13 protein-coding genes and 2 rRNA genes (1 of these 15 only partly in view) are annotated in these 20,533 nt (G+C 54.0%); 12 read left to right on the top strand and 3 right to left on the bottom strand.

What is annotated here, in order from left to right:
• From ACOCF6_RS07855 to ACOCF6_RS07840, 4 genes are all read left to right on the top strand, one after another.
• Window positions 1–1,575 (top strand): 23S ribosomal RNA (locus ACOCF6_RS07855); it begins 1,379 nt to the left of the window's first position.
• A 151-nt stretch (window positions 1,576–1,726) separates the two neighbouring features.
• Window positions 1,727–1,843: ribosomal RNA gene (rrf, locus tag ACOCF6_RS07850) — 5S ribosomal RNA — on the top strand.
• Between the two features lie 150 nt (window positions 1,844–1,993).
• The gene (locus ACOCF6_RS07845; RefSeq protein WP_482459832.1) at window positions 1,994–2,386 is read left to right on the top strand and encodes an NADH-quinone oxidoreductase subunit A; all 393 of its coding nucleotides are present in this window, start codon (window positions 1,994–1,996) and stop codon (window positions 2,384–2,386) included.
• The gene (locus ACOCF6_RS07840) at window positions 2,379–4,754 is read left to right on the top strand and encodes an NADH-quinone oxidoreductase subunit B/C/D (RefSeq protein ID WP_482459831.1); all 2,376 of its coding nucleotides are present in this window, start codon (window positions 2,379–2,381) and stop codon (window positions 4,752–4,754) included. Before ACOCF6_RS07845 ends, ACOCF6_RS07840 begins: the two co-directional genes overlap by 8 nt.
• A 33-nt stretch (window positions 4,755–4,787) precedes the next feature.
• Here the strand turns inward: ACOCF6_RS07840 and ACOCF6_RS07835 are convergent, their stop codons facing one another.
• Window positions 4,788–5,861, bottom strand: coding sequence for a response regulator (locus ACOCF6_RS07835; protein ID WP_482459830.1), 1,074 nt, complete (start codon window positions 5,859–5,861; stop codon window positions 4,788–4,790).
• Complete coding sequence (locus ACOCF6_RS07830) at window positions 5,851–9,354, bottom strand: PAS domain S-box protein (RefSeq protein WP_482459829.1); 3,504 nt, start codon at window positions 9,352–9,354, stop codon at window positions 5,851–5,853. Before ACOCF6_RS07830 ends, ACOCF6_RS07835 begins: the two co-directional genes overlap by 11 nt.
• 258 nt (window positions 9,355–9,612) lie before the next feature.
• On the opposite strand from ACOCF6_RS07830, the gene murA reads away from it, so the two are divergent.
• The 6 genes from murA to hisB are packed head-to-tail and all read left to right on the top strand — an operon-like array spanning window position 9,613 to window position 14,911.
• Window positions 9,613–10,866 (top strand): UDP-N-acetylglucosamine 1-carboxyvinyltransferase, encoded by a 1,254-nt coding sequence (gene murA, locus ACOCF6_RS07825; protein WP_482459828.1) that lies wholly within the window; start codon window positions 9,613–9,615, stop codon window positions 10,864–10,866.
• Window positions 10,863–11,507, top strand: coding sequence for an ATP phosphoribosyltransferase (hisG, locus tag ACOCF6_RS07820; protein ID WP_482459827.1), 645 nt, complete (start codon window positions 10,863–10,865; stop codon window positions 11,505–11,507). Before murA ends, hisG begins: the two co-directional genes overlap by 4 nt.
• A gap of 15 nt (window positions 11,508–11,522) precedes the next feature.
• The gene (gene hisD / locus ACOCF6_RS07815) at window positions 11,523–12,824 is read left to right on the top strand and encodes a histidinol dehydrogenase (RefSeq protein WP_482459826.1); all 1,302 of its coding nucleotides are present in this window, start codon (window positions 11,523–11,525) and stop codon (window positions 12,822–12,824) included.
• Window positions 12,821–13,873 (top strand): histidinol-phosphate transaminase, encoded by a 1,053-nt coding sequence (gene hisC, locus ACOCF6_RS07810; protein ID WP_482459825.1) that lies wholly within the window; start codon window positions 12,821–12,823, stop codon window positions 13,871–13,873. Before hisD ends, hisC begins: the two co-directional genes overlap by 4 nt.
• Before the next feature lie 8 nt (window positions 13,874–13,881).
• Complete coding sequence (locus tag ACOCF6_RS07805; protein WP_482459824.1) at window positions 13,882–14,283, top strand: hypothetical protein; 402 nt, start codon at window positions 13,882–13,884, stop codon at window positions 14,281–14,283.
• A 40-nt stretch (window positions 14,284–14,323) separates the two neighbouring features.
• Window positions 14,324–14,911 carry an imidazoleglycerol-phosphate dehydratase HisB gene (hisB, locus tag ACOCF6_RS07800; protein WP_482459823.1) on the top strand — a complete coding sequence of 196 codons (588 nt, stop codon included), beginning with the start codon at window positions 14,324–14,326 and terminating at the stop codon, window positions 14,909–14,911.
• Between the two features lie 84 nt (window positions 14,912–14,995).
• Here the strand turns inward: hisB and ybgF are convergent, their stop codons facing one another.
• Complete coding sequence (gene ybgF, locus ACOCF6_RS07795) at window positions 14,996–15,823, bottom strand: tol-pal system protein YbgF (protein ID WP_482459822.1); 828 nt, start codon at window positions 15,821–15,823, stop codon at window positions 14,996–14,998.
• A gap of 224 nt (window positions 15,824–16,047) precedes the next feature.
• Here ybgF and ACOCF6_RS07790 point away from each other — a divergent pair, with 224 nt between their 5' ends.
• Both ACOCF6_RS07790 and ACOCF6_RS07785 read left to right on the top strand, forming a co-directional pair.
• The gene (locus ACOCF6_RS07790) at window positions 16,048–18,117 is read left to right on the top strand and encodes a sodium-translocating pyrophosphatase (protein WP_482459821.1); all 2,070 of its coding nucleotides are present in this window, start codon (window positions 16,048–16,050) and stop codon (window positions 18,115–18,117) included.
• A 137-nt stretch (window positions 18,118–18,254) separates the two neighbouring features.
• On the top strand, window positions 18,255–20,507 hold the full coding sequence (locus ACOCF6_RS07785) for an Rne/Rng family ribonuclease (protein WP_482459820.1): 2,253 nt from the start codon (window positions 18,255–18,257) through the stop codon (window positions 20,505–20,507).
• Window positions 20,508–20,533: the final 26 nt, after the last annotated feature.

The raw sequence follows: 20,533 nt of genomic DNA, 5'->3' as shown, positions 1-20,533 counted from the left end.
CGAAGGGTTAGTCGGTCCCTAAGGCGAGGCCGAAAGGCGTAGTTGATGGGAAACAGGTTAATATTCCTGTACCACCTGTTGTTGCGATGGGGGGACGGAGAAGGGTAGGCGAGCCGGGTACTGGTTATCCCGGTTTAAGCGTGTAGGGGGGGAGAGCAGGCAAATCCACTTTCCCATTCAACCCTGAGACGTGATGACGAGAGCGTATGCTCATAAAGTCGTTGATCCCATGCTTCCAAGAAAAGCCTCTAAGCTTCAGACAGCAGGTGACCGTACCGTAAACCGACTCAGGTGGGTGAGGAGAAAATCCTAAGGTGATTGAGATAACACTGGTTAAGGAACTCGGCAAAATGACACCGTAACTTCGGGAGAAGGTGTGCCCTCATTAGGTGTAGCGATTTACACGTGAAGCCGAAGAGGGTCGCAGAGAAATGGCGGTAGCGACTGTTTACTAAAAACACAGGTCTGTGCTAAGTCGTAAGACGATGTATACGGACTGACGCCTGCCCGGTGCTGGAAGGTTAAGGGGATTTGTTAGCGCAAGCGAAGCTTTGAACCGAAGCCCCAGTAAACGGCGGCCGTAACTATAACGGTCCTAAGGTAGCGAAATTCCTTGTCGGGTAAGTTCCGACCTGCACGAATGGCGTAACGATTTCCGCGCTGTCTCAACCAGTGACTCAGCGAAATTGAATTCTCGGTGAAGATGCCGAGTACCCGCGGTAAGACGGAAAGACCCCGTGAACCTTTACTATAGCTTGACAGTGACATTCGGAATAGCTTGTGTAGGATAGGTGGGAGACTTTGAAGCTGGCACGCTAGTGTCGGTGGAGTCAACCTTGAAATACCACCCTGGTTGTTTTGGTTGTCTAACCTTGGCCCGTCATCCGGGTCGGGAACACTGTCTGGTGGGTAGTTTGACTGGGGCGGTCGCCTCCCAAAGAGTAACGGAGGCGCGCGAAGGTTCCCTCAGCCCGATTGGAAACCGGGCGTAGAGTGCAATGGCATAAGGGAGCTTGACTGCGAGACCAACAAGTCGAGCAGGTACGAAAGTAGGTCATAGTGATCCGGCGGTTCTGTATGGAAGGGCCGTCGCTCAACGGATAAAAGGTACTCCGGGGATAACAGGCTGATCTCCCCCAAGAGTTCACATCGACGGGGAGGTTTGGCACCTCGATGTCGGCTCATCGCATCCTGGGGCTGAAGTAGGTCCCAAGGGTTTGGCTGTTCGCCAATTAAAGCGGTACGCGAGCTGGGTTTAAAACGTCGTGAGACAGTTTGGTCCCTATCTACCGTGGGCGCAGGATACTTGAGAAGAGCTGTCCTTAGTACGAGAGGACCGGGATGGACGTACCGCTAGTGTTCCAGTTGTGCCGCCAGGCGCAGTCGCTGGGTAGCCACGTACGGAAAGGATAACCGCTGAAAGCATCTAAGCGGGAAGCCTCCTTCAAGATTAGGTATCCCTGGGTGTAACAACCCCTAAAGGCCCGTTGAAGACTACAACGTTGATAGGCCGGGTGTGTAATTGCAGCAATGCATTTAGCTTACCGGTACTAATCGGCCGTGAGGCTTGACCATAAAATTATTAAAACGGTTCGGGGGAAGGTTCTCCTTCCCCCTGACCGGATATAAATCGAACAACATACAATCAAAACCTAAACGAAAACCACACAATGCAATTGACAAGAAAAAGTCATGGAAACGCCTACAGCGTAACCATAAACGATTTCTCGGTGGCTATGCCGAGGGGGTCACACCCGTTCCCATCTCGAACACGGAAGTTAAGCCCCTCAGGGCCGATGATACTGCACGGGTAACTGTGTGGGAAAGTAGGTCGCCGCCGGGAATAAAAAACAAACAGCCCCGCTTCCAGAAATGGAGGCGGGGCTGTTTTGCGTTAGAAAATGACGATGCTCAGACACAACCTCGCAACATGATGGCGAGAAACGAGTGTAATACTGTTTAATCGTTCTGTCACTTCTGATATAGTACCAAAATGTTACCGGACGCCTTTTATGAGATACTGATATATACGCTCATCACCATTGTGTTGATCGGCGTGCTTCTGCTTGCTGCCTGGTGGCTGGGAGCTAAACGAACATCACTCAAAAAAGGGGCAGCGTATGAATCCGGGATTATTCCGACTGCTTCTGCCCGATTGGCCTGGCCCGTTCCCTTTTACCTCGTTGCTATTTTCTTTATAATTTTCGATGTGGAGGCTGCCTTTATTTTTACCTGGGCGGTTGCCTGGGACGTGCTCGGTCTCATGGGTGTGATTCAGATTTCCGTCTTCATTGTTATTCTTGCAGTCGGTCTTGTATGGCTGTGGATTAAGGGTGGACTAAACTGGGGCCCCTCAAATGACAGTAAGCGTGCCTTCCATGTCTGAAAATATTGCACCCGACAATATCATTCTTACCCGTCTTGACGACCTGATCAACTGGGGACGTTCAAATTCTCTCTGGCCGATGTTCTTCGGCCTTTCATGCTGTTTTGTCGAAATGATGACCTCGTTTACCTCGCGCTACGATATCTCACGCTTTGGCGCCGAAGTATTGCGCGGTACGCCGCGTGAAGCCGATCTGATGGTCATTGCCGGTACACCTTTCATAAAGATGGCGCCAACAATCCTGAATCTTTACGAGCAGATGGCTGAACCGCGTTGGGTGATGTCCATGGGAAGCTGCGCAAATTCGGGTGGCATGTATGATGTCTATAGTGTTGTTCAGGGAGTAAACCAGTTTCTTCCGGTAGATGTATACGTTCCCGGTTGCCCGCCGCGCCCGGAAGCTTTCATGCAGGGACTGATGCTGCTGCAGGAGAAGATCCGCACAGGTGAAAGGCCTGCCCGACCGGTACTGCATATGGCAGGCGGCTGGCAGGGAACAATCGTGCCGCAGCTGATTGATGGCGAGACAAAGAGCTGCGACACCCGGGGCCCCGGTATGCAGGGCATCCGACCGCGTGGTGTCTCTGTCGGTCATCCGGTGTCATTCCTGCCGCGTTCGGATGAAATCTGGACCCCGCCGGCTGTAAAGCATGAGTATCCGGATTTCGGCCTGCCGCAGGAGATGAAAGAGGCCTTCGGAGAGCAGGTTTCTGTCGATATATCCGCTACCGACATGCTGACATTACGAGCCTCTCCCGAGATGGTACCCCAACTGCTGCAGCACCTCAAAACCCGTCAAGGCAGTTCCTTCAAGCGACTGGAGGATATTGCAGCGGTTGATGATTCGTGTCGCCGTGCTCGCAGCACATTCAAAGATTTTACGATCAATTACCACCTGCTCACATTTGATCAGCCCGGCTATGTGCGCGTTAAAACGGAGTTGACCGCTGCTGTTCCCGAAGTGCCCAGCATCACTTCAGTCTTTCCGGCTGCCTCCTGGTATGAGCGGGAGGTTTTTGACATGTACGGGATCCGTTTTAGTGGCCACCCAAACCTGCGCCGCATTCTGATGCCGCACGACTGGGAGGGACACCCGCTCCGCAAGGACCATCCTTACCGGGCTACCGAGATGAAGCCCTACACGGTTGAAGACGCCCGTCGCCATGCCCCGCTTCCAGCCAATGATTTCTTTGAACGGGTGAGTGAAGGCGAACTGATACTTAATCTCGGCCCCCAGCATCCCGGTACCCACGGTGTCATCCGCTGCATTCTCAAGCTGGACGGTGAGGAAATCCGCGATATTGATTTCGACATCGGCTACCATCATCGTGGGGCCGAAAAAATTGCCGAGCGCCAGCACTGGAATCAGTTTATTCCCTATACCGATCGCATCGATTACCTGTCCGGAGTACAAAATAACCTGGCCTATGTCACCTCAGTAGAACGCTTGTGCAACATTACGGTTCCTGATCGTGCCATCTGTATTCGGATCATGTTGGCCGAACTGTTCCGCATTGCCAGTCATCTGGTCTGGTTGGGGACATTCACCGCCGATGTTGGGGCGATGACGCCGGTGTTTTACACCTTTACCGATCGGGAAAAAATCTTCGACATCGTGGAAATGATTACCGGCGGCAGGATGCACCCGGCCTGGTTTCGGATCGGAGGCGTTGCGGAGGATCTCCCCGATGGATGGCAGGAACCGGTGAAGTCTCTTCTTGCATGGCTGCCGCCACGATTGAAGGAATATGAACAACTTGTCAACGGCAACCCGATCTTCCAGGCCCGTTTGAAAGGCGTCGGGGCGATCAGCACGGCGGATGCCATGGAATGGGGACTGTCCGGACCCAATCTAAGGGCATGTGGTTTTGAGTGGGATTTGAGAAAGAAGATACCCTATGCCGGGTACGAACGTTTTGAATTTGATGTGCCGACTGCAGAGGGTGGGGATTGCTGGGCACGTTATCTGGTGCGTATGGAGGAGATCCGCCAGTCATTGCGGATCGTGAAACAGGCTATGGACGGCATGCCGGGGGGGCGCTGGATCGCGGATGATTATCGTTTCGTGCTGCCGCAAAAGCAGGATATGCTCAAGGACATCGAATCGTTGATTCATCATTTTGTCAACAGCACCCGGGGCATGACGCCGCCGCGAGGTGAGAACTACTGTGCTATCGAAGCGCCCAAAGGTGAAAATGGCTACTTCGTTGTTTCCGATGGATTGAATATTCCCTACCGGGTGCGGATCAAGACCCCCAGTTTTCCTCACATCCAGGCTCTGCCGATCATGAGCCGTGGTTGGCTGCTGGCGGATTTCCTGGCGATCCTGGGTTCAGTTGATTTCGTGCTGGCGGATCTGGACAGGTAATGTTCCCAATGTTGAAAACGCTCTTTTCGTAAATCAGACTTGGCTTGATGTAAAGATCCCGTCAAATTCATCCTTAATTTCATCGAAGGCCTGTAATATCCTGGTATCGAAGTGCTCCGGCATGGTTCGCCCGTCCCCTTTCAGAATAATACCGCAGGTCGTGGCATGGTCGAAGGCCGGTTTGTAGGCACGGCTGCTGCGCAGGGCATCATACTGATCAACAATCATGACGACACGTCCGGACATTGGGATGTCCTCGCCTTTCAGGCCCCGCGGATATCCGGTTCCGTCCCAGCGTTCATGGTGTGTGGCGGCAATCGTGGCACCCATTTGCAGCATGGCATGATCTGACCCGCGCAGAATCTTTTCTCCAATTATGGTATGTAGCTTGATAGAATCAAATTCTTCAGGAGTCAGGGAGCCCGGTTTGAGCAGGATTGAGTCGGGGATGCCAATCTTGCCGACGTCATGCATGGCGCTGGCTACGGTAATATTATTGACAAAATCATCCGGCAGGCCGAGGTGTATTGAGAGTCGTTTTGCATACATGCCGATACGTGAGATGTGCAGGCCTGTGTCTTCATCACGCAGTTCAGCCGCAGCGGTGAGGCGTTCGATGATTTCGCTGCTCATCTTGGTCAGTTTATGGAGGGCTTCGTTCAATTCGGCGGTGCGCTGCTCAACGGTGTGTTCCAGTTCGCGTTTATAGTTTTTCTCGATATTGGTCAGCCGTTTGAAGTTGATGCCTTTTTCAACGGCATGCAGCAGGTAAGGCGGCCGATAGGGCTTGATGATAAAGTCAAAGGCGCCTTTCTGGATTGCTTTTACGGCCGTATCCAGGTCGGCGTATGCGGTCATCAGCAGCACCGGGGTTTCGCGGTCAAGGTAGCGAATCTTTTCCAGCAGTTCAATGCCGGTCATACCGGGCATATTGATGTCGGTCAAGACCAGGTCGACCGGTTCAGAAGCAAAGCGCCTGATCGCTTCCAGTCCATTGTCAAATGCAATTACGGTAAATCCGAATTCCCGCAGCAGTGTCGTAACACTTTCCAGTACATAGCGGTCGTCATCGACTATGAATATTGTCCCTTGTGATTCAGATAGCATCTCCAAGCACCTCTCTGATTTTCATAAGTAATTCCTTGGGCATGAATGGTTTGGAGATGAAATGCAAATTTCGGTCGCGAGTGCCCTGCCCCTCCATGATATCGGCAGTAAACCCGCTACAGATCATAACGTGCCCCTCGGGGGAGAGTGACCTGATCTCACGATAGACATCCATGCCTTTCATGCACGGCATAAGGGCGTCGAGAATAACAAGACTGATGACAGTGCGGTTTTCGCGGAATTTCTCAAGTGCCTGAATTCCATCCTGCGCCTCGATAACCGTGTAGCCGAACTCTTCCAGGAGCTCTTTGGTAAGCGCCCGGGTTGGATCGTCATCCTCTGCCAGCAGGATGACCTCGCTGCCCGAATGAAAAGGTGCATTGATCTCTTGTGGAGGGGTGGCCTGCTCATCTCCTTCTGACAGAGGCAGATACACATGGAAGATGGACCCGACTCCCGGGAGACTGTGGCAGAGTATATACCCATTATGCTTTTTTATGATGCCATAAACGATGGAAAGCCCCAGTCCGGTGCCTTTACCGGTCTCCTTGGTAGTATAGAACGGTTCAAATATATGTCTGACCGTTTCGGCATCCATGCCATGACCTGTATCAGAGACAGTCAGCAGCGCAAATTGTCCGCTGCTCCCAAAACCATGGGCGGCAATAAAGTGAGAGTCGAGTTTTACCAGTTCAGCAGAGATGGTAATGTCACCACCTTCCGGCATGGCATCTCGTGCATTGGTGACCAGATTCATCAGGACCTGTTCCATCTGGATACTGTCAGCCATGACCGGCAGGGGATGCTCTGCTGGTAATGTCGTTAAACGGATATCTTCCCCGATCAGGCGTATGAGAAGCTTTTCAATGCGTGAGAGGACTCCGTTCAGATCAATCCGGGTGGGATTGTTGATTTCGTTGCGGCTGAAGGCCAGTAACCCCTGTGTCAGGCTTGATCCGCGTTCTGCCGAGGCAAGGATCTGGTCGGTTGTCGATTTCAAGGGGCTGTCTTCCGGTACTTTCATCTGCAGTATGGTGGTGTATCCGATAATTGCAGTTAAGATATTGTTGAAATCGTGGGCAATGCCGCCCGCCAACTGACCGACCGCTTCCATCTTTTGCGAATGGCGCAGCTGGTTCTCCATCTTTTTGCGTTCGGTGATATCCTCTTTGATTGCAATAAAGTGCGTGATGACAAAGCTGCTGTTGCGGATGGGAGAAATCAGCGCCAGTTCCCAGTAGAGCTCTCCATTCTTTTTGATGTTCTGAAACTCGCCGCGCCATTCATGGCCGGAGAGAATTGTATCCCACATGGTGCGGTATTCCGCTTCCGTGGTATGGCCGGATTTGAGGATGCGTGGATTCTGGCCAAGCAATTCTTCCTGTGTATAGCCGGTCAGGTTCGTGACGTATTGGTTTGCATATTCGATAGTGCCCTGCAGGTCAGTGATCACAATTGAAACAGGACTCTGTTCGACCGCATGAGAAAGCTTGCGCAATTCCTCTTCGGCTTTTATACGTTCGATCAAGTCCTTCTGAGCGGCAGCATACAGGCGGGCGTTATCAAGTGCCAGCGAGGCCAGTTCACCAAACTGGGTCAGAAGCTCCATCTGTTCATCGTTGAAGACAACAGCCTGATCAATGAATGCCAACCCCAAAACACCGATGACTTCGTTATTGGTCTTGAGCGGCACGCCTGCCATGGCGTGCAGGGCATCCCGCTCCGCATCCGGCAGCCTGCCCTCCCAGGTGCAGTAATCATTGACGCATAATGGTTCGCCACTGTTCCAGACCCGACCGACAATGCCTTGCCCCGGTTTGATGGCTTGGTGCATGAGGCTGTTGTAGATTCCGCTTTGAAACAGCATGTTCATCTCGCTACCATCACTGTTTGTGAGATACACAAAGCAGTGCTCGGTTCCGACCAGATTGCCGGCTCTGGTGACGATGGTCTGCAGGAGGCTGGACACATCCAGGCGGCTGATCAACCCCAGCGTGGTTTCGTGCAGGGTTGTCAGGTATTCGTTCTGGCGGTGCAGCAGCGCATCGGCTCTGGTGCGTTCAGATAAGTCACGGGCAACGGCCAGAATGGCCTTTGACCCTTCATATTCGATCAGGCTGGCGTTTACCTCGACCTCCAGCGCTGAGTTGTTTTTTCGATGATGCTTTGTTTCGAATGTATAATGTCCGTCGGCCAGGACGCGAGCAACCCGTTCGGGGACTTGAGCAGCGTGCTCAGGGGTATCGAGATCTGTTACAGGCATGCCGATGATTTCGGAGTAATTGAGTCCGTAGCGCTGGCAGGCTTCCTGATTGGCTTCGCTGATTATGCCGTCTAACGTAACAATAAATATGGCATCGCTGGATTTGTCGAAGAACATGCGGAATTTTTCTTCGCGCTTGCTGAGAGTATCGGTTTGTTGGTCAAGTTTTTGTACCAGGTGGTTGAAGGCCTTTCCCAGGACAGCGATTTCGTTTTCACCGCTTGCCGGAAACACGCGCTGCTCATGGTGTAATTGACTCAGGTTCTCCACATGCCGGGTAAGCTGAATGATCGGGTCCGTAAAGCGTTTCAGGCTGCGGCGCATGAGCCAGAATGTGCCCAGTGATATAAGCGGCAGTATGATGAAAAAAGCGATGTTGAGCCGGTAAATCGGTGCATATGCTTCGGTTACGGGGTAGTTCGCAGCAATTATCCAATTCTTTGCTTTCAAATGCTTCAACGATGTCAGGGTATGCAGACCGCGCGAATTGACGGTCTCATCAGTTCCGTCAAACCCGGCGATAGCCCGGTCGAGGAGCCTGTTAGCCCCGGGCGGGGTGTCACGTTTCATGATGCGGGATTTGTCAGGATGAGAAATAATGACCCTGTCCTGGTTAATCAGATAGAGGTAGCCGCCTTTTGCCAGTTTGATCCTTGAGAGCTTATCAACAAAGGCGGAGCGGGACAGGTTGATGCTGCCCCCCATAATCGCGATCATATCGCCTTTCGAATCGAAGACAGGGGCGGTGAACATCAGGGCGGCCGGGTGCTGCTCCTGGGAGGATTCGTAGGGATCGGAAATGAATGGTTTTTGAGTAATTATGGTCTGCTTGAGGTAGTCCCGGTAGGAATAATCCTTGCCGGCCCGCGCCAGTTCGAGCGGAAGCTCCGCCAACATCCGACCTTCACGGCTAAATAGGAACATGCCGTTGTCGAAGTTCGCGAGATGTTCGTTCTGCTGTTTCAGGTATGTCAGCGCCTGACGTGGATCATCAACCATCTGCTGGGTTATTTTGCCGGCGATGGCGATCAGGATTCTGTGACGTTCGTTGATGCCGCTGTCGATGTCTTCTGCCAGGATTGAAACTATCTGATACTGCTGGATGGAAATGGACGCCTTGATAAAGTCGTACAGAAAGAAATGTACTAAAAAAAGCAGCCCGGTCAGCCCGATAGATACGCCCAGGGGAAACAAAATGGTTGCTTTGGTTTTCAGGGTAACATGGTGCATAGACGTTTTTGCATCCTATAGAATCAAGCGGACAATTGTGGCTGTAACGATAACATAGTTTTACAAAATTGTTTAAATCAATTCTTCTTATAAAACCGCACGTAAACAAGCCTTCAAGCCTGAATGAGCCTTGTATGCCAGGACGAAAATCGCCAACTTTTCTTTGGACAAGAGCTGGTCCATCAAGTAGTATGGCGAAAATCAGCCGTTAAAATCATACCCGCGTGACGGGCTAGAGGATTGAAGAGGTATCACTTTTTGGACAAACTTATCATCAAGGGTGGAAAAAAACTCAAAGGCGATGTTACGGTCAGCGGTTCGAAAAATGCGGCCTTGCCGCTTTTTGTTTCGACCATACTGGCCCCGGGACTGTGCGAGATCCGGAATGTCCCTTTTCTGCGCGATATCAATACTACCATCAAGGTGTTGGAATCCCTGGGCGCACAGGTTGAGGGGAATGGCCATGTTGTCAGGATAAACACAGCCGGTATCAACAGTCATGAGGCCACCTATGATCTGGTCAAGACCATGCGCGCTTCAGTACTGGTGCTTGGTCCGCTGCTGGCCCGCTTTGGCAAGGCCCGTGTGTCCCTGCCGGGTGGCTGCGCCATCGGTGCCCGGCCGATCAATCTGCACCTCAAGGGGCTGCAGGCCCTGGGGGCTGAGATTGTTCTTGAACACGGCTATGTGGAAGCCAAGGCCAAGCGTCTCAGGGGCGCTCGAATAAATTTTGACGTTTCAACAGTCGGAGGTACCGAGCACCTGATGATGGCAGCCGCCACCGCCAAGGGTGAGACGGTCCTCGAAAATGCCGCTCGTGAACCGGAGATCGTTGACCTGGCCCAATATCTGAACCGCATGGGGGCCAAGATCGAGGGCGCCGGGACCGATACCATCCGCATTCAGGGCGTAACGGAACTTTCCGCCGCCAACTACGAAGTCATGCCGGACCGTATCGAGGCCGGCACCTTCATGATCGCGGCAGCCATGACCGGTGGCGATATCAGAATCAACGGAATGAAGCTGGAACACCTCGATGCACTGGCGTTTAAGATGCAGGATGCGGGCGTCGAGATTACCAGCCGTGATGGTGTGGTCAGGGTCAAGGCCCCCAGAAAACTCAGAAGCGTCAACATAAAGACCCGCCCCTACCCCGGTTTTCCGACCGATATGCAGGCCCAGTTCATGGCAATGATGTGTGTGGCTGACGGGGCCAGTGTCATCAGTGAAAACATCTTTGAAAACCGTTTCATGCATGTCTCGGAGCTGCTGCGTTTCGGTGCCGATATAACGGTGGAAGGGAATACCGCCACGGTCAAGGGGATCAAAAAGCTCTCCGGAGCGCCGTCCATGGCTACTGATCTGCGCGCCTCCGCCTCGTTGATCCTGGCCGGATTGGCTGCAGACGGCACGACAGAGGTAACCCGTATTTACCATCTGGACCGCGGCTATGAATCTATTGAAAAGAAACTGGCCGGCCTTGGCGCCGACATTATTCGGGTGAAAGAATGAGCGACTGGATAACTATTGCAATTCCAAAGGGGCGCATCCTGGAGGAATCGGTCGCCCTGTTCGGCTCAATCGGTATTGACTGCAAGGAATTGCTCTCCGATTCCCGCAAGCTGATTTTCGAGAACACTGAGCAGCGCATGCGCTATATGATTGTGCGGGCTACGGATGTGCCGACCTATGTGGAGTATGGCAGTGCCGATCTGGGCATTGTGGGCAAGGATACCCTGATGGAGCAGGGCCGGGACCTGTATGAACCTTTGGATCTTAAGTTCGGCTATTGCCGCATGATGGTGGCGGAGCCGGCAGGTCTGGCCAAGGGGGATGACCCGTCCGGCTGGTCGCATATCCGCATTGCAACCAAATATCCGCATGTTGCCGAGAGTTATTTTGCTGCCAAAGGCATCCAGGTCGAGATCATCAAATTGTACGGATCCATCGAGCTTGCGCCGTTGGTAGGTTTGTCCGAGCGGATCGTCGATCTGGTCTCCACCGGAGAGACCTTGAAACAGAACGGTCTGGTGGAAGTGGAAACGATTGCCGAGATAACCACCCGGCTGATCGTCAACCGGGCCAGCCTGAAGACCAAGCACAAACGTATCACAGAAATCATACAGGGGTTGGAGCGGGTGCTCCAGTCATGAGGAGCAAGGTGAACAATGCTTTTCCTTCATATAGATGACAAGGATTTCGATGTAGCGTTCAGTAAAATTCTCTCCCGTAGCGAGGAGAGCGGCCGCGAAGTGGAACAGGTTGTCCTCGACATCATCGCTGATGTCCGCAGGCGTGGCGATGCTGCCGTGCTGGAGTTGACCGTGCGTTTTGATAAGCTGGAGGCCGCTTCAGTGGCCGGGTTGGAAGTCACCGCTGCAGAGATCGAAACCGCATTCAGTCGGGTTGAAGAGGCCGATGTTGCCGCCTTGAAGCTGGCGGTAGAGCGGGTGGCCCGTTTTCATGAGAAACAGAAACAGCAGACCTGGATTTCCACGGAAGAGCCGGATCTCATGCTGGGACAAAAGGTGACACCCCTGGCACGCGTCGGTATCTATGTGCCGGGCGGCAAGGCCAGCTATCCCAGCAGCGTCATCATGAACGCCGTGCCGGCCAGGGTGGCCGGGGTGGGCGAAATTATCATGGTAGCGCCGACTCCCGGAGGGGAGATCAATCCCCACGTGCTGGTTGCGGCCAAGCTGGCAGGTGTTGATCGTATTTTCCGCATCGGCGGGGCTCAGGCGGTGGCTGCCCTGGCCTATGGCACCGAAACGATTCCCAAGGTCGACAAGATCACCGGGCCGGGCAACATCTATGTGGCCACGGCCAAGAAGCTCGTTTTTGGCCAGGTCGGCATCGATATGATTGCCGGTCCGAGCGAGATCCTGGTGATCAGCGATGGCAGCGGCAACCCTGCGCACATCGCAGCAGACCTACTCTCCCAGGCCGAACATGATGAGTTGGCCTCCTCGATCCTGATTACTACGGACCGCTCATTCGGCGAGCTGGTGGCGGCTGAAGTGGAGCGCCAGTTGTCGCTGCTTTCACGCGAAACAATTGCCCGTGCCTCCTGGGAAAAGTACGGTGCCATTATCGTGGCGGAAACATTGGACGAGGTGATCGCCTTCTCCAACCGTATTGCGCCGGAGCATCTGGAGCTGGCTTTGGCCGATCCGTTTTCCATCCTGCCCCGGATCACCAATGCCGGTGCCATTTTCATGGGGCACTGGACGCCCGAGGCGGCCGGCGATTACCTGGCCGGCCCCAATCATACGCTCCCCACCGGCGGTACAGCGCGCTTCTTTTCACCCTTATCGGTGGATGATTTTGTCAAGAAATCTTCGATTGTATATTTCTCTGAAAAAGGGTTGAAGCGACTGGGGTCGGATATCGTGCGCATTGCCGGGCTGGAGGGGTTGGAGGCGCATGGGAAATCAGTCAGCATAAGAACGGGAGATATCGCCGAATGATTCCACTTCGCCCCAATATTGCCGCCATGCAGGGTTATATACCCGGTTATCAGCCGCCGGATATCGCTTCTTGGATCAAGCTCAATACCAACGAGAACTCCTATCCGCCATCTCCCAAGGTCAGGGAAGCGATCCTGGCTGAACTGGGAGCGGACGGCGCCAGTCTGCATACCTATCCTTCGGCGTCCAGCCAGCAGTTACGGGATGTGGCCGGAGAGCTGTACGGTTTTGATCCTTCCTGGATCATTATGGCCAACGGTTCGGACGAGGTGCTTAACAACCTGATCCGGGCCTTTGCAGCCGAGGGAGAAGAGATCGGCTACGTCCATCCCTCCTACTCCTACTACGCAACTCTTGCCGAGGTTCAAGGCGCCCGGGTGCGTACCTTCGGCCTGACGGATGAATTCCTTCTGGCCGATTTTCCTGAACGTTACGAGGGCAAGCTTTTCTTTCTTACTACCCCCAATGCACCGCTTGGTCCGGCATTTCACCTGGAATACATCGAGGAGTTGGCGCAGCGCTGTGGGGGGATGCTGGTGCTGGACGAGACCTATGCCGACTTTGCTGATGGCACTGCACTGGACTTGGTAAGAAAATACGATAATGTTGTTGTGACCCGCACCCTTTCCAAGAGTTATGCCTTGGCCGGTATGCGGCTCGGCCTGGCAATTGCCCGGCCTGAGGTAATAGCTGCCCTGGACAAGATCCGTGACCATTATAACCTGGACCGTCTTGCACAGGCGGCCTGCGTGGCGGCGCTCAAGGATCAGGACTATTTACTGCTCTGTTGTCGCCGGATCCGGGAAACCCGGGAATGGTTCTCAAACGAGTTGCGTGCTATCGGATACCACGTCATCCCATCCCAGGGTAATTATGTCTTTGCTGCACCAGCAGACAAGGATGGTCGCCGGGTGTACGACGGTCTCTACAGCAGAAAAATACTGGTACGTCATTTCTCTGATCCACTTCTGTGTCATGGCGTGCGGATATCCATCGGCACCCGCGAAGAGATGGAAAAGACGCTGGCAGCACTTAAAGAAATTGGATAGGGGGTTCTATGCCGTTAAAGGACATGTATGAGATGTGCGGTCAGTGTGGATTCGAATACGCCCGCGTAGACACCGAAGCCTGGGGTAAGAACAGTGCCCGTCGTCTGATGTGTCCTGTGTGTGGCTGGACCGCCTATGAAGAAATCTATTGGGATGATGGCAAGCCGAACATGGTCAAACGCAATGAATCAAAAGGGTACGGTGCCTTTCGCCTGATTCCGCCCGGCGGGTATTGCGGCTACAATGCCTTCCATGAGCCACCCACGTCTGAGGTGCTGTACAATCTCAAGACATTGATCGTTGACAAGGGCTGGAAAGGTTATATCTCCCTGTGGGATGAAACGGACGGCAAGGCATTTCTTCTGTTGGGCAGTCCTTTGGATAAATTTGCCGTGATGGGAAAAAAATAGATTTCAGTCGCCTTGATTGGCGGCGTCAGGGAGGCATGACATGTCCCGTAGGGCAAATATCGAACGGGTGACAAACGAGACCAGAATCCGGCTGGAGCTGGATGTCGACGGTTGTGGAAAGGGTGCCATCTGTACCTCGGTACCTTTTCTTGATCATATGCTGAACCTCTTTGCCCGCCATGGTCTTTTTGATTTGACGGTCGAAGCCAGCGGCGATATCGATATCGATTTCCATCATACCGTGGAGGATATCGGCATTGTGCTGGGAGAGGCCTTCAAGCAGGCCCTGGGTGAGAAGAAAGGGATTCGTCGCTATGGCCAGGCCACGGTGCCGATGGATGAGACTCTGGCGAGCGTGGCCATAGATATTTCCGGCAGGCCCTATCTGGTCTATCATGTGGCGCTGCCCAAGGTGAAGATCGGTGACTTTGATGTGGAACTGGCGCGGGAGTTCTTCCAGGCCTTTGTCAATCACTGTGGCCTCAACCTGCATATCAACGTGATGTACGGTGAAAATGTCCATCATATCATCGAGGCCTGCTTCAAGGCGGTGGCGCGAGCCATGGACGTGGCTACCCAGCTTGACCCGCGGGTGGAAGGCGTCATGTCCACCAAGGGTGTGCTCTGACAATAGCAGCACGTCAATGTTTCAAACACAAAGGGCGATCCCGTACGGGATCGCCCTTTGTGTTTGAAGCAAGTCCTCGGGAGCTTATTTCATCTCTTTCAGCAGCTCCTTTGCTTTAGTTGCTTCATCGCTCTTGGGGAAGCTCTCTCCAAGTTTTTTCAGCACATACCGGGCGCTTTTGGTGTCGTTAATGGCCTTGAACGCCATCGCCTGTTTGAGCATGGCCGCCGGGACCTTTTCCTTCAGGGGGTAGTTCTTGATAACCTCCTGGAAAGATAGGATGGCCGGTTCATAGCTCTTTTCACTGTAGTGGGTTTCTCCGATCCAGTAGTGGGCATTGGCCGCCAGGTCATGCTGCGGGTACTGCTCAAGGAATTTGGTGAAAATCTCTCGCGCGGCCGGCATGTCACCGGCCTTGAAGACATCCAGGCCCTTCATGTAGATTGAATCAGGCGTTGGGGCAACCTCTTTCGGTTGAGTCAATTCGGTCACTTTTTTCGTGAGTTCATCCAGTGTTGATTGGAATTTGAGAATACGGTCCTCGAGGGCGATGATGCGTTTGTCGGCATCATCGCGGTAGCGGGCCAACTCCTCGGTCGGTTTCTTCAGGGCGATGGACATGTCGTCAAGCTTGCCGTTCATGGCCTGCATTTCGGATTTGGTGCTGTCGATTGAGGCCTGGATGTCGGCGGCAAGTGTGCGCACAGCGGAAACATCCGTTTTCAAATTCTTCTCTATCGTACCGATTCCTTCTCGGGATTCGTTGCGGATACCTCCCAGATTTTTTTCAACAGAGTACAGGCGTGTCCTGACAGCATCAATATCATTCCGGGTGGAGTCGAGTGCTCCTTGAGAGGCACATCCGCTGAGGCCGACGAGACAGGCTGCCAGGAGAATTCGTGTCGATTTCATCTGTGTACGCTCCTTTGATGGTAGATTTGCGAAACACAGTAGCATGCCGTCCACATATTGACAAGAACGAGTGCGCAAATCGGGAGAGGATCCAGCCACAAAGTCCGCTATCTGGCAAATATATATTGACAAAATGCATATATTCCTTTAACAATTTTCCGTTTTTGCATCTGATGAGATAGAAGCCTAGATGGGCTACAATAGACACAGGAGGAATTACAAGAATGGAACAGTATGCAGTAGTATTTGCGCTGGTCTGCGCCGCTGCGGCCGTCGCATACGGCCTGATTTCGGCACAGTGGATTCTGGGGTTGCCGCAAGGCAATGACCGTATGAAGCAGATCGCCGCCGCGATCCAGGAAGGCGCCGGCGCGTATATGAAGCGCCAGTACACCATCATCGCAGTAGTCGGCGTCATTATGTTCATCGCGCTGTTTGCCAGCCTGGGTTGGAAAACAGCGGTCGGTTTTGCTGTTGGTGCCATCTTCTCCGGCCTGACCGGTTTCATCGGCATGTTTGTTTCGGTGCGTGCCAATGTGCGCACCACCGAGGCTGCCAAGTCCGGCATTGTCAAGGCACTTAATGTTGCCTTCAAGGGCGGTGCTATCACCGGCATGCTGGTGGTCGGCCTGGGATTGCTGGGAGTAGCCGGCTACTACTTGGTGCTGCAGAAACTGATGCCGGGTGCACCGGTCAAGGATGTGGTCAGCCAGTTGGTCGGTCTTGGCTTCGGCGGCTCACTGATCTCCATCTTTGCCCGCCTGGGCGGTGGTATCTTCACCAAGGGCGCTGATGTTGGCGCTGACCTGGTGGGTAAGGTTGAAGCCGGTATTCCCGAGGACGACCCCCGTAACCCGGCCGTTATCGCCGACAACGTGGGCGACAACGTCGGCGACTGTGCCGGTATGGCCGCCGACCTGTTCGAAACCTACGCCGTAACCCTGATCGCTGCCATGCTGCTGGGCGCCATCACCTTTACCACCAGCCCTGCCTCGGTCAGCTATCCATTGATCCTGGGCGGCATTTCGATCATCACCTCGATCATCGGCACCTACTTCGTCAAACTGGGCGCCAGCGGCAAGATCATGACCGCCCTTTACAAGGGGCTGATCGTATCCGGTGTACTGGCCTGCATCGCCTTTTACTTTGTCACGGTCCAGATGTTTCCGGCCGGCCTTACCAATGCCGCCGGTCAGAACTTCAGCGCCATGAATATCTTCATCTCTGCCATTGTCGGTCTGGTGGTGACCGGTGCCATCTTCTGGATCACCGAGTACTATACCTCCACCGAATACGCTCCGGTTAAACATATTGCCGAAGCCTCCACCACCGGTCACGGCACCAACGTCATTGCTGGTCTGGGTATTTCCATGAAATCGACCGCTGCACCGGTTATCGTTATTGCAGCCGGCATTGTTGTGGCCTTCCAGTGCGCCGGTGTCTACGGTATCGCTATCGCCGCCGTATCCATGCTGTCGCTGACCGGTATCGTCGTTGCCATGGATGCCTACGGCCCGATCACCGACAATGCCGGCGGTATCGCTGAAATGGCTGAGCTGGATGACTCGGTTCGCGCTGTTACCGATCCACTGGATGCGGTCGGCAATACAACCAAGGCTGTTACCAAGGGTTATGCCATCGGTTCGGCCGGTCTGGCCGCCGTGATCCTGTTCACCTCTTATGTTGATGAATTGAACCACGCCCTGCAGCTGGCCGGTAAAGAGATCATCAAGTTCGACCTTTCCGATCCCTATATCATCGTCGGCCTCTTCATCGGCGGCATGCTGCCGTACTACTTTGCCGCCCAATGCATGGAAGCGGTCGGCAAGGCGGGTGGTGCGGTAGTTGTTGAAGTCCGTCGCCAGTTCCGCGAGATCAAGGGTATCATGGAAGGCACCGGCAAGCCGGATTACGCCGCCTGTGTTGATATCGTAACCAAAACCGCTCTGAAAGAGATGGTTATCCCCGGACTGATTCCGATCCTGGCACCGGTTATCGTCGGCTTTACCCTCGGACCCAAGGCCCTGGGCGGCGTGATTGTCGGTACCATCGTAACCGGTATCTTCGTGGCAATCTCCATGACCACCGGCGGCGGAGCTTGGGATAATGCCAAGAAATATATTGAAGACGGCCATCATGGCGGCAAAGGCGGCGAAGCCCACAAGGCAGCTGTTACCGGCGATACCGTCGGCGACCCTTACAAGGATACTGCCGGCCCGGCAGTCAATCCGATGATCAAGATCATCAACATTGTATCGCTGCTGATCGTGCCGCTGCTGGCAAAGATGATGTAGTCCGGGTTGTCTCAAGACATCCAAGGCGGCACGGGGAAACCGGTGCCGCCTTTTTCTTTGCTTTCAGCGCTAAAACATATATAATCTTTCAATTTTGAACAACGATATGGGCACGCCCATCTGAAAGGTTACACGTAATGAGCAAGGCTATAAGCAAAAAGATGCTGATCAATGTCATGCACCCCGAGGAGGCCCGTGTTGCGATCGTGCACGACGGCCGCCTGATGGAGCTGAACATTGAGATTACCGGCAAGGAACAGACCAAGGGCAACATCTACAAGGGCGTAGTGCTACGGGTTGAACCCGGCCTGCAGGCCGCCTTCGTTGACATCGGCCGGGCCAAGCCCGGTTTTCTGCAAATGGGCGAACTGCATCCCGATTTCTGGCAGTGGCGCGACGACGTGCCCGAGGACCAGCGCAAGCGACGTCCCCGTATCCAGGAGGTGCTGCGGCGCGGCCAGGAGTTGATCGTGCAGGTGGAGAAGGATGAGCGCGACCATAAAGGCTCGGCCCTGACCAGCTACATCTCCCTGCCGGGTCGCTATATGGTGATCATGCCGGGCAGTGATTCAGCCGGAATATCCCGCAAGGTTGAGCAGGAGGGCGAGCGCAAGAAGCTGAAAGAGATCGTAGCCGGAATGAACGTGCCTGAAGGGATCGGTTACATTATCCGGACCGAGGCCGTTGGACGGACCCCTGAAGAGCTTACGAAGGATTTTGAAAGCCTGCTGGAGATGTACGAGAACATCAAGCGGTCTGCCGCCGAGATCAAGGGTGCCGGGGAGATCTATCAGGATCGTGGCCTGATCATCCGTTCGATCCGGGATTATTTTTCCGATGATATCGACGAAGTGCTGGTGGACAGCAAGGAAGCCTACAAGGAAGCCAAAGATTTTTTCCGCGAAACCATGCCCAAGTGCGAAAAACTGGTCAAGCTGCACAAGGAAAAGCGTCCGATCTTCTCCCGCTTTCAACTTGAAGAGCAGATTGATCAGATCTATGAAAAACGGGTTGCCCTGCCGTCCGGCGGTTCTCTGATCATAGAGCCGACTGAAGCCCTGGTCAGTATCGATGTCAACTCGGGCAAGTCCAGTGGCGAGCGCGGCATCGAAGATACCGCCTTCAAGACCAATATGGAGGCGGCCGAAGAGGTCGCCCGCCAGCTCAGGCTGCGCGACCTGGGAGGTCTGATTGTCATAGACTTCATCGACATGCGAGAGAACAAGCATAATCATGAGGTGGAAAAGACCCTCAAGCAGGCGCTCAAGATGGATAAGGCGCGTGTCAACCTGGGGCGGATTTCCGAATTCGGGATGCTGGAGATGTCCCGACAGCGTATCGCCAAGACCCTTAATGATGCCATTCATCTGGAATGTCCGCATTGCGAGGGCCGCGGCAAGGTCAAGTCGGTGGAGGCCATGGCGCTTTCCTTCCTGCGCAAGGTGCATGGTGCTGCAGCCAAGGGTACCGTGGCCGAGGTGCATGGCGGGCTGCCGCTGGAGGTGGCCTACTATCTTCTGAACCGCAAGAAACGCGAACTCACCCAGATCGAGAATGATTATGAAATTGAGGTCACGGTCAAGGGTAAAACCTCATATCTGCTGAATCAGCTGGAGTTGGAAACGGTTAAGCGCGAAATACCGCGCCCTGAAGATCAGGCCAAGTCGGAGGCTGAAGCCGAGGAGGCTCACAAGCCGGTTAAGCCGCTTTCCAGGGTTGAGAAGGTTGCAGATAAAGTTGTGGACGTCGAACAACCTGTTGAAGGTGCTGCTCCTGTTGAAGGTGCCAAAAAGCGCAAGCGCCGCCGCAAGAAAAAGAAAAGCGCGGGAGATGCTCCGGGTGCTGCAGAACAGACTGAAACCACTGAAACAGCCGTTGCACCTGTCGACCAACCGGCTTCCGGAACGGAGCCTGCGGTAGATACGGACGATAGTGAGGGCAGTGCTGAAGGTGCTGAAGGTGCTGACGAATCCGTCGCCAAGCACAAGAAACGCAAACGTCGTCGTGGAAGAAAAGGACCGAAGGTAGCTGGCGAAGTAGTTACAGAATCCGCTGCGATGCTTGATGCTGTTGCTGTCCAGCCGGTCGTCGAGGCCGTGACACCGTCGCCTGTTGTTGAAGCGCATGAGCCGCCTCTGGCTGCTGAGAAACCGAAACGCACCCGGCCAGCCCGTGCCAAAAAGAAACCTGCGGTTGATGAGGCCGTAGCTATCCCAGTGCCTGCTGTCCAGATTGTTGCCGATGAACCGGCTCCCGCTCCGAAACCGCGCCGTCGTGCAGCCCCTAAAAAGGTTGCTGCAGTAGAGTTGCCTCCCGCTGCAGCTCCGGAAGAGAAGTCAAAGCCGGCTCCCCGGGCACGCCGCAAGAAGAAGGAAGAGGACAGCCAGTAGCATGTTTGTTTGGCCGGAAACGATAC

It is taken from the genome of Geobacter psychrophilus (assembly GCF_056821595.1).
This window is presented reverse-complemented; position numbering and strand designations above follow the sequence as displayed.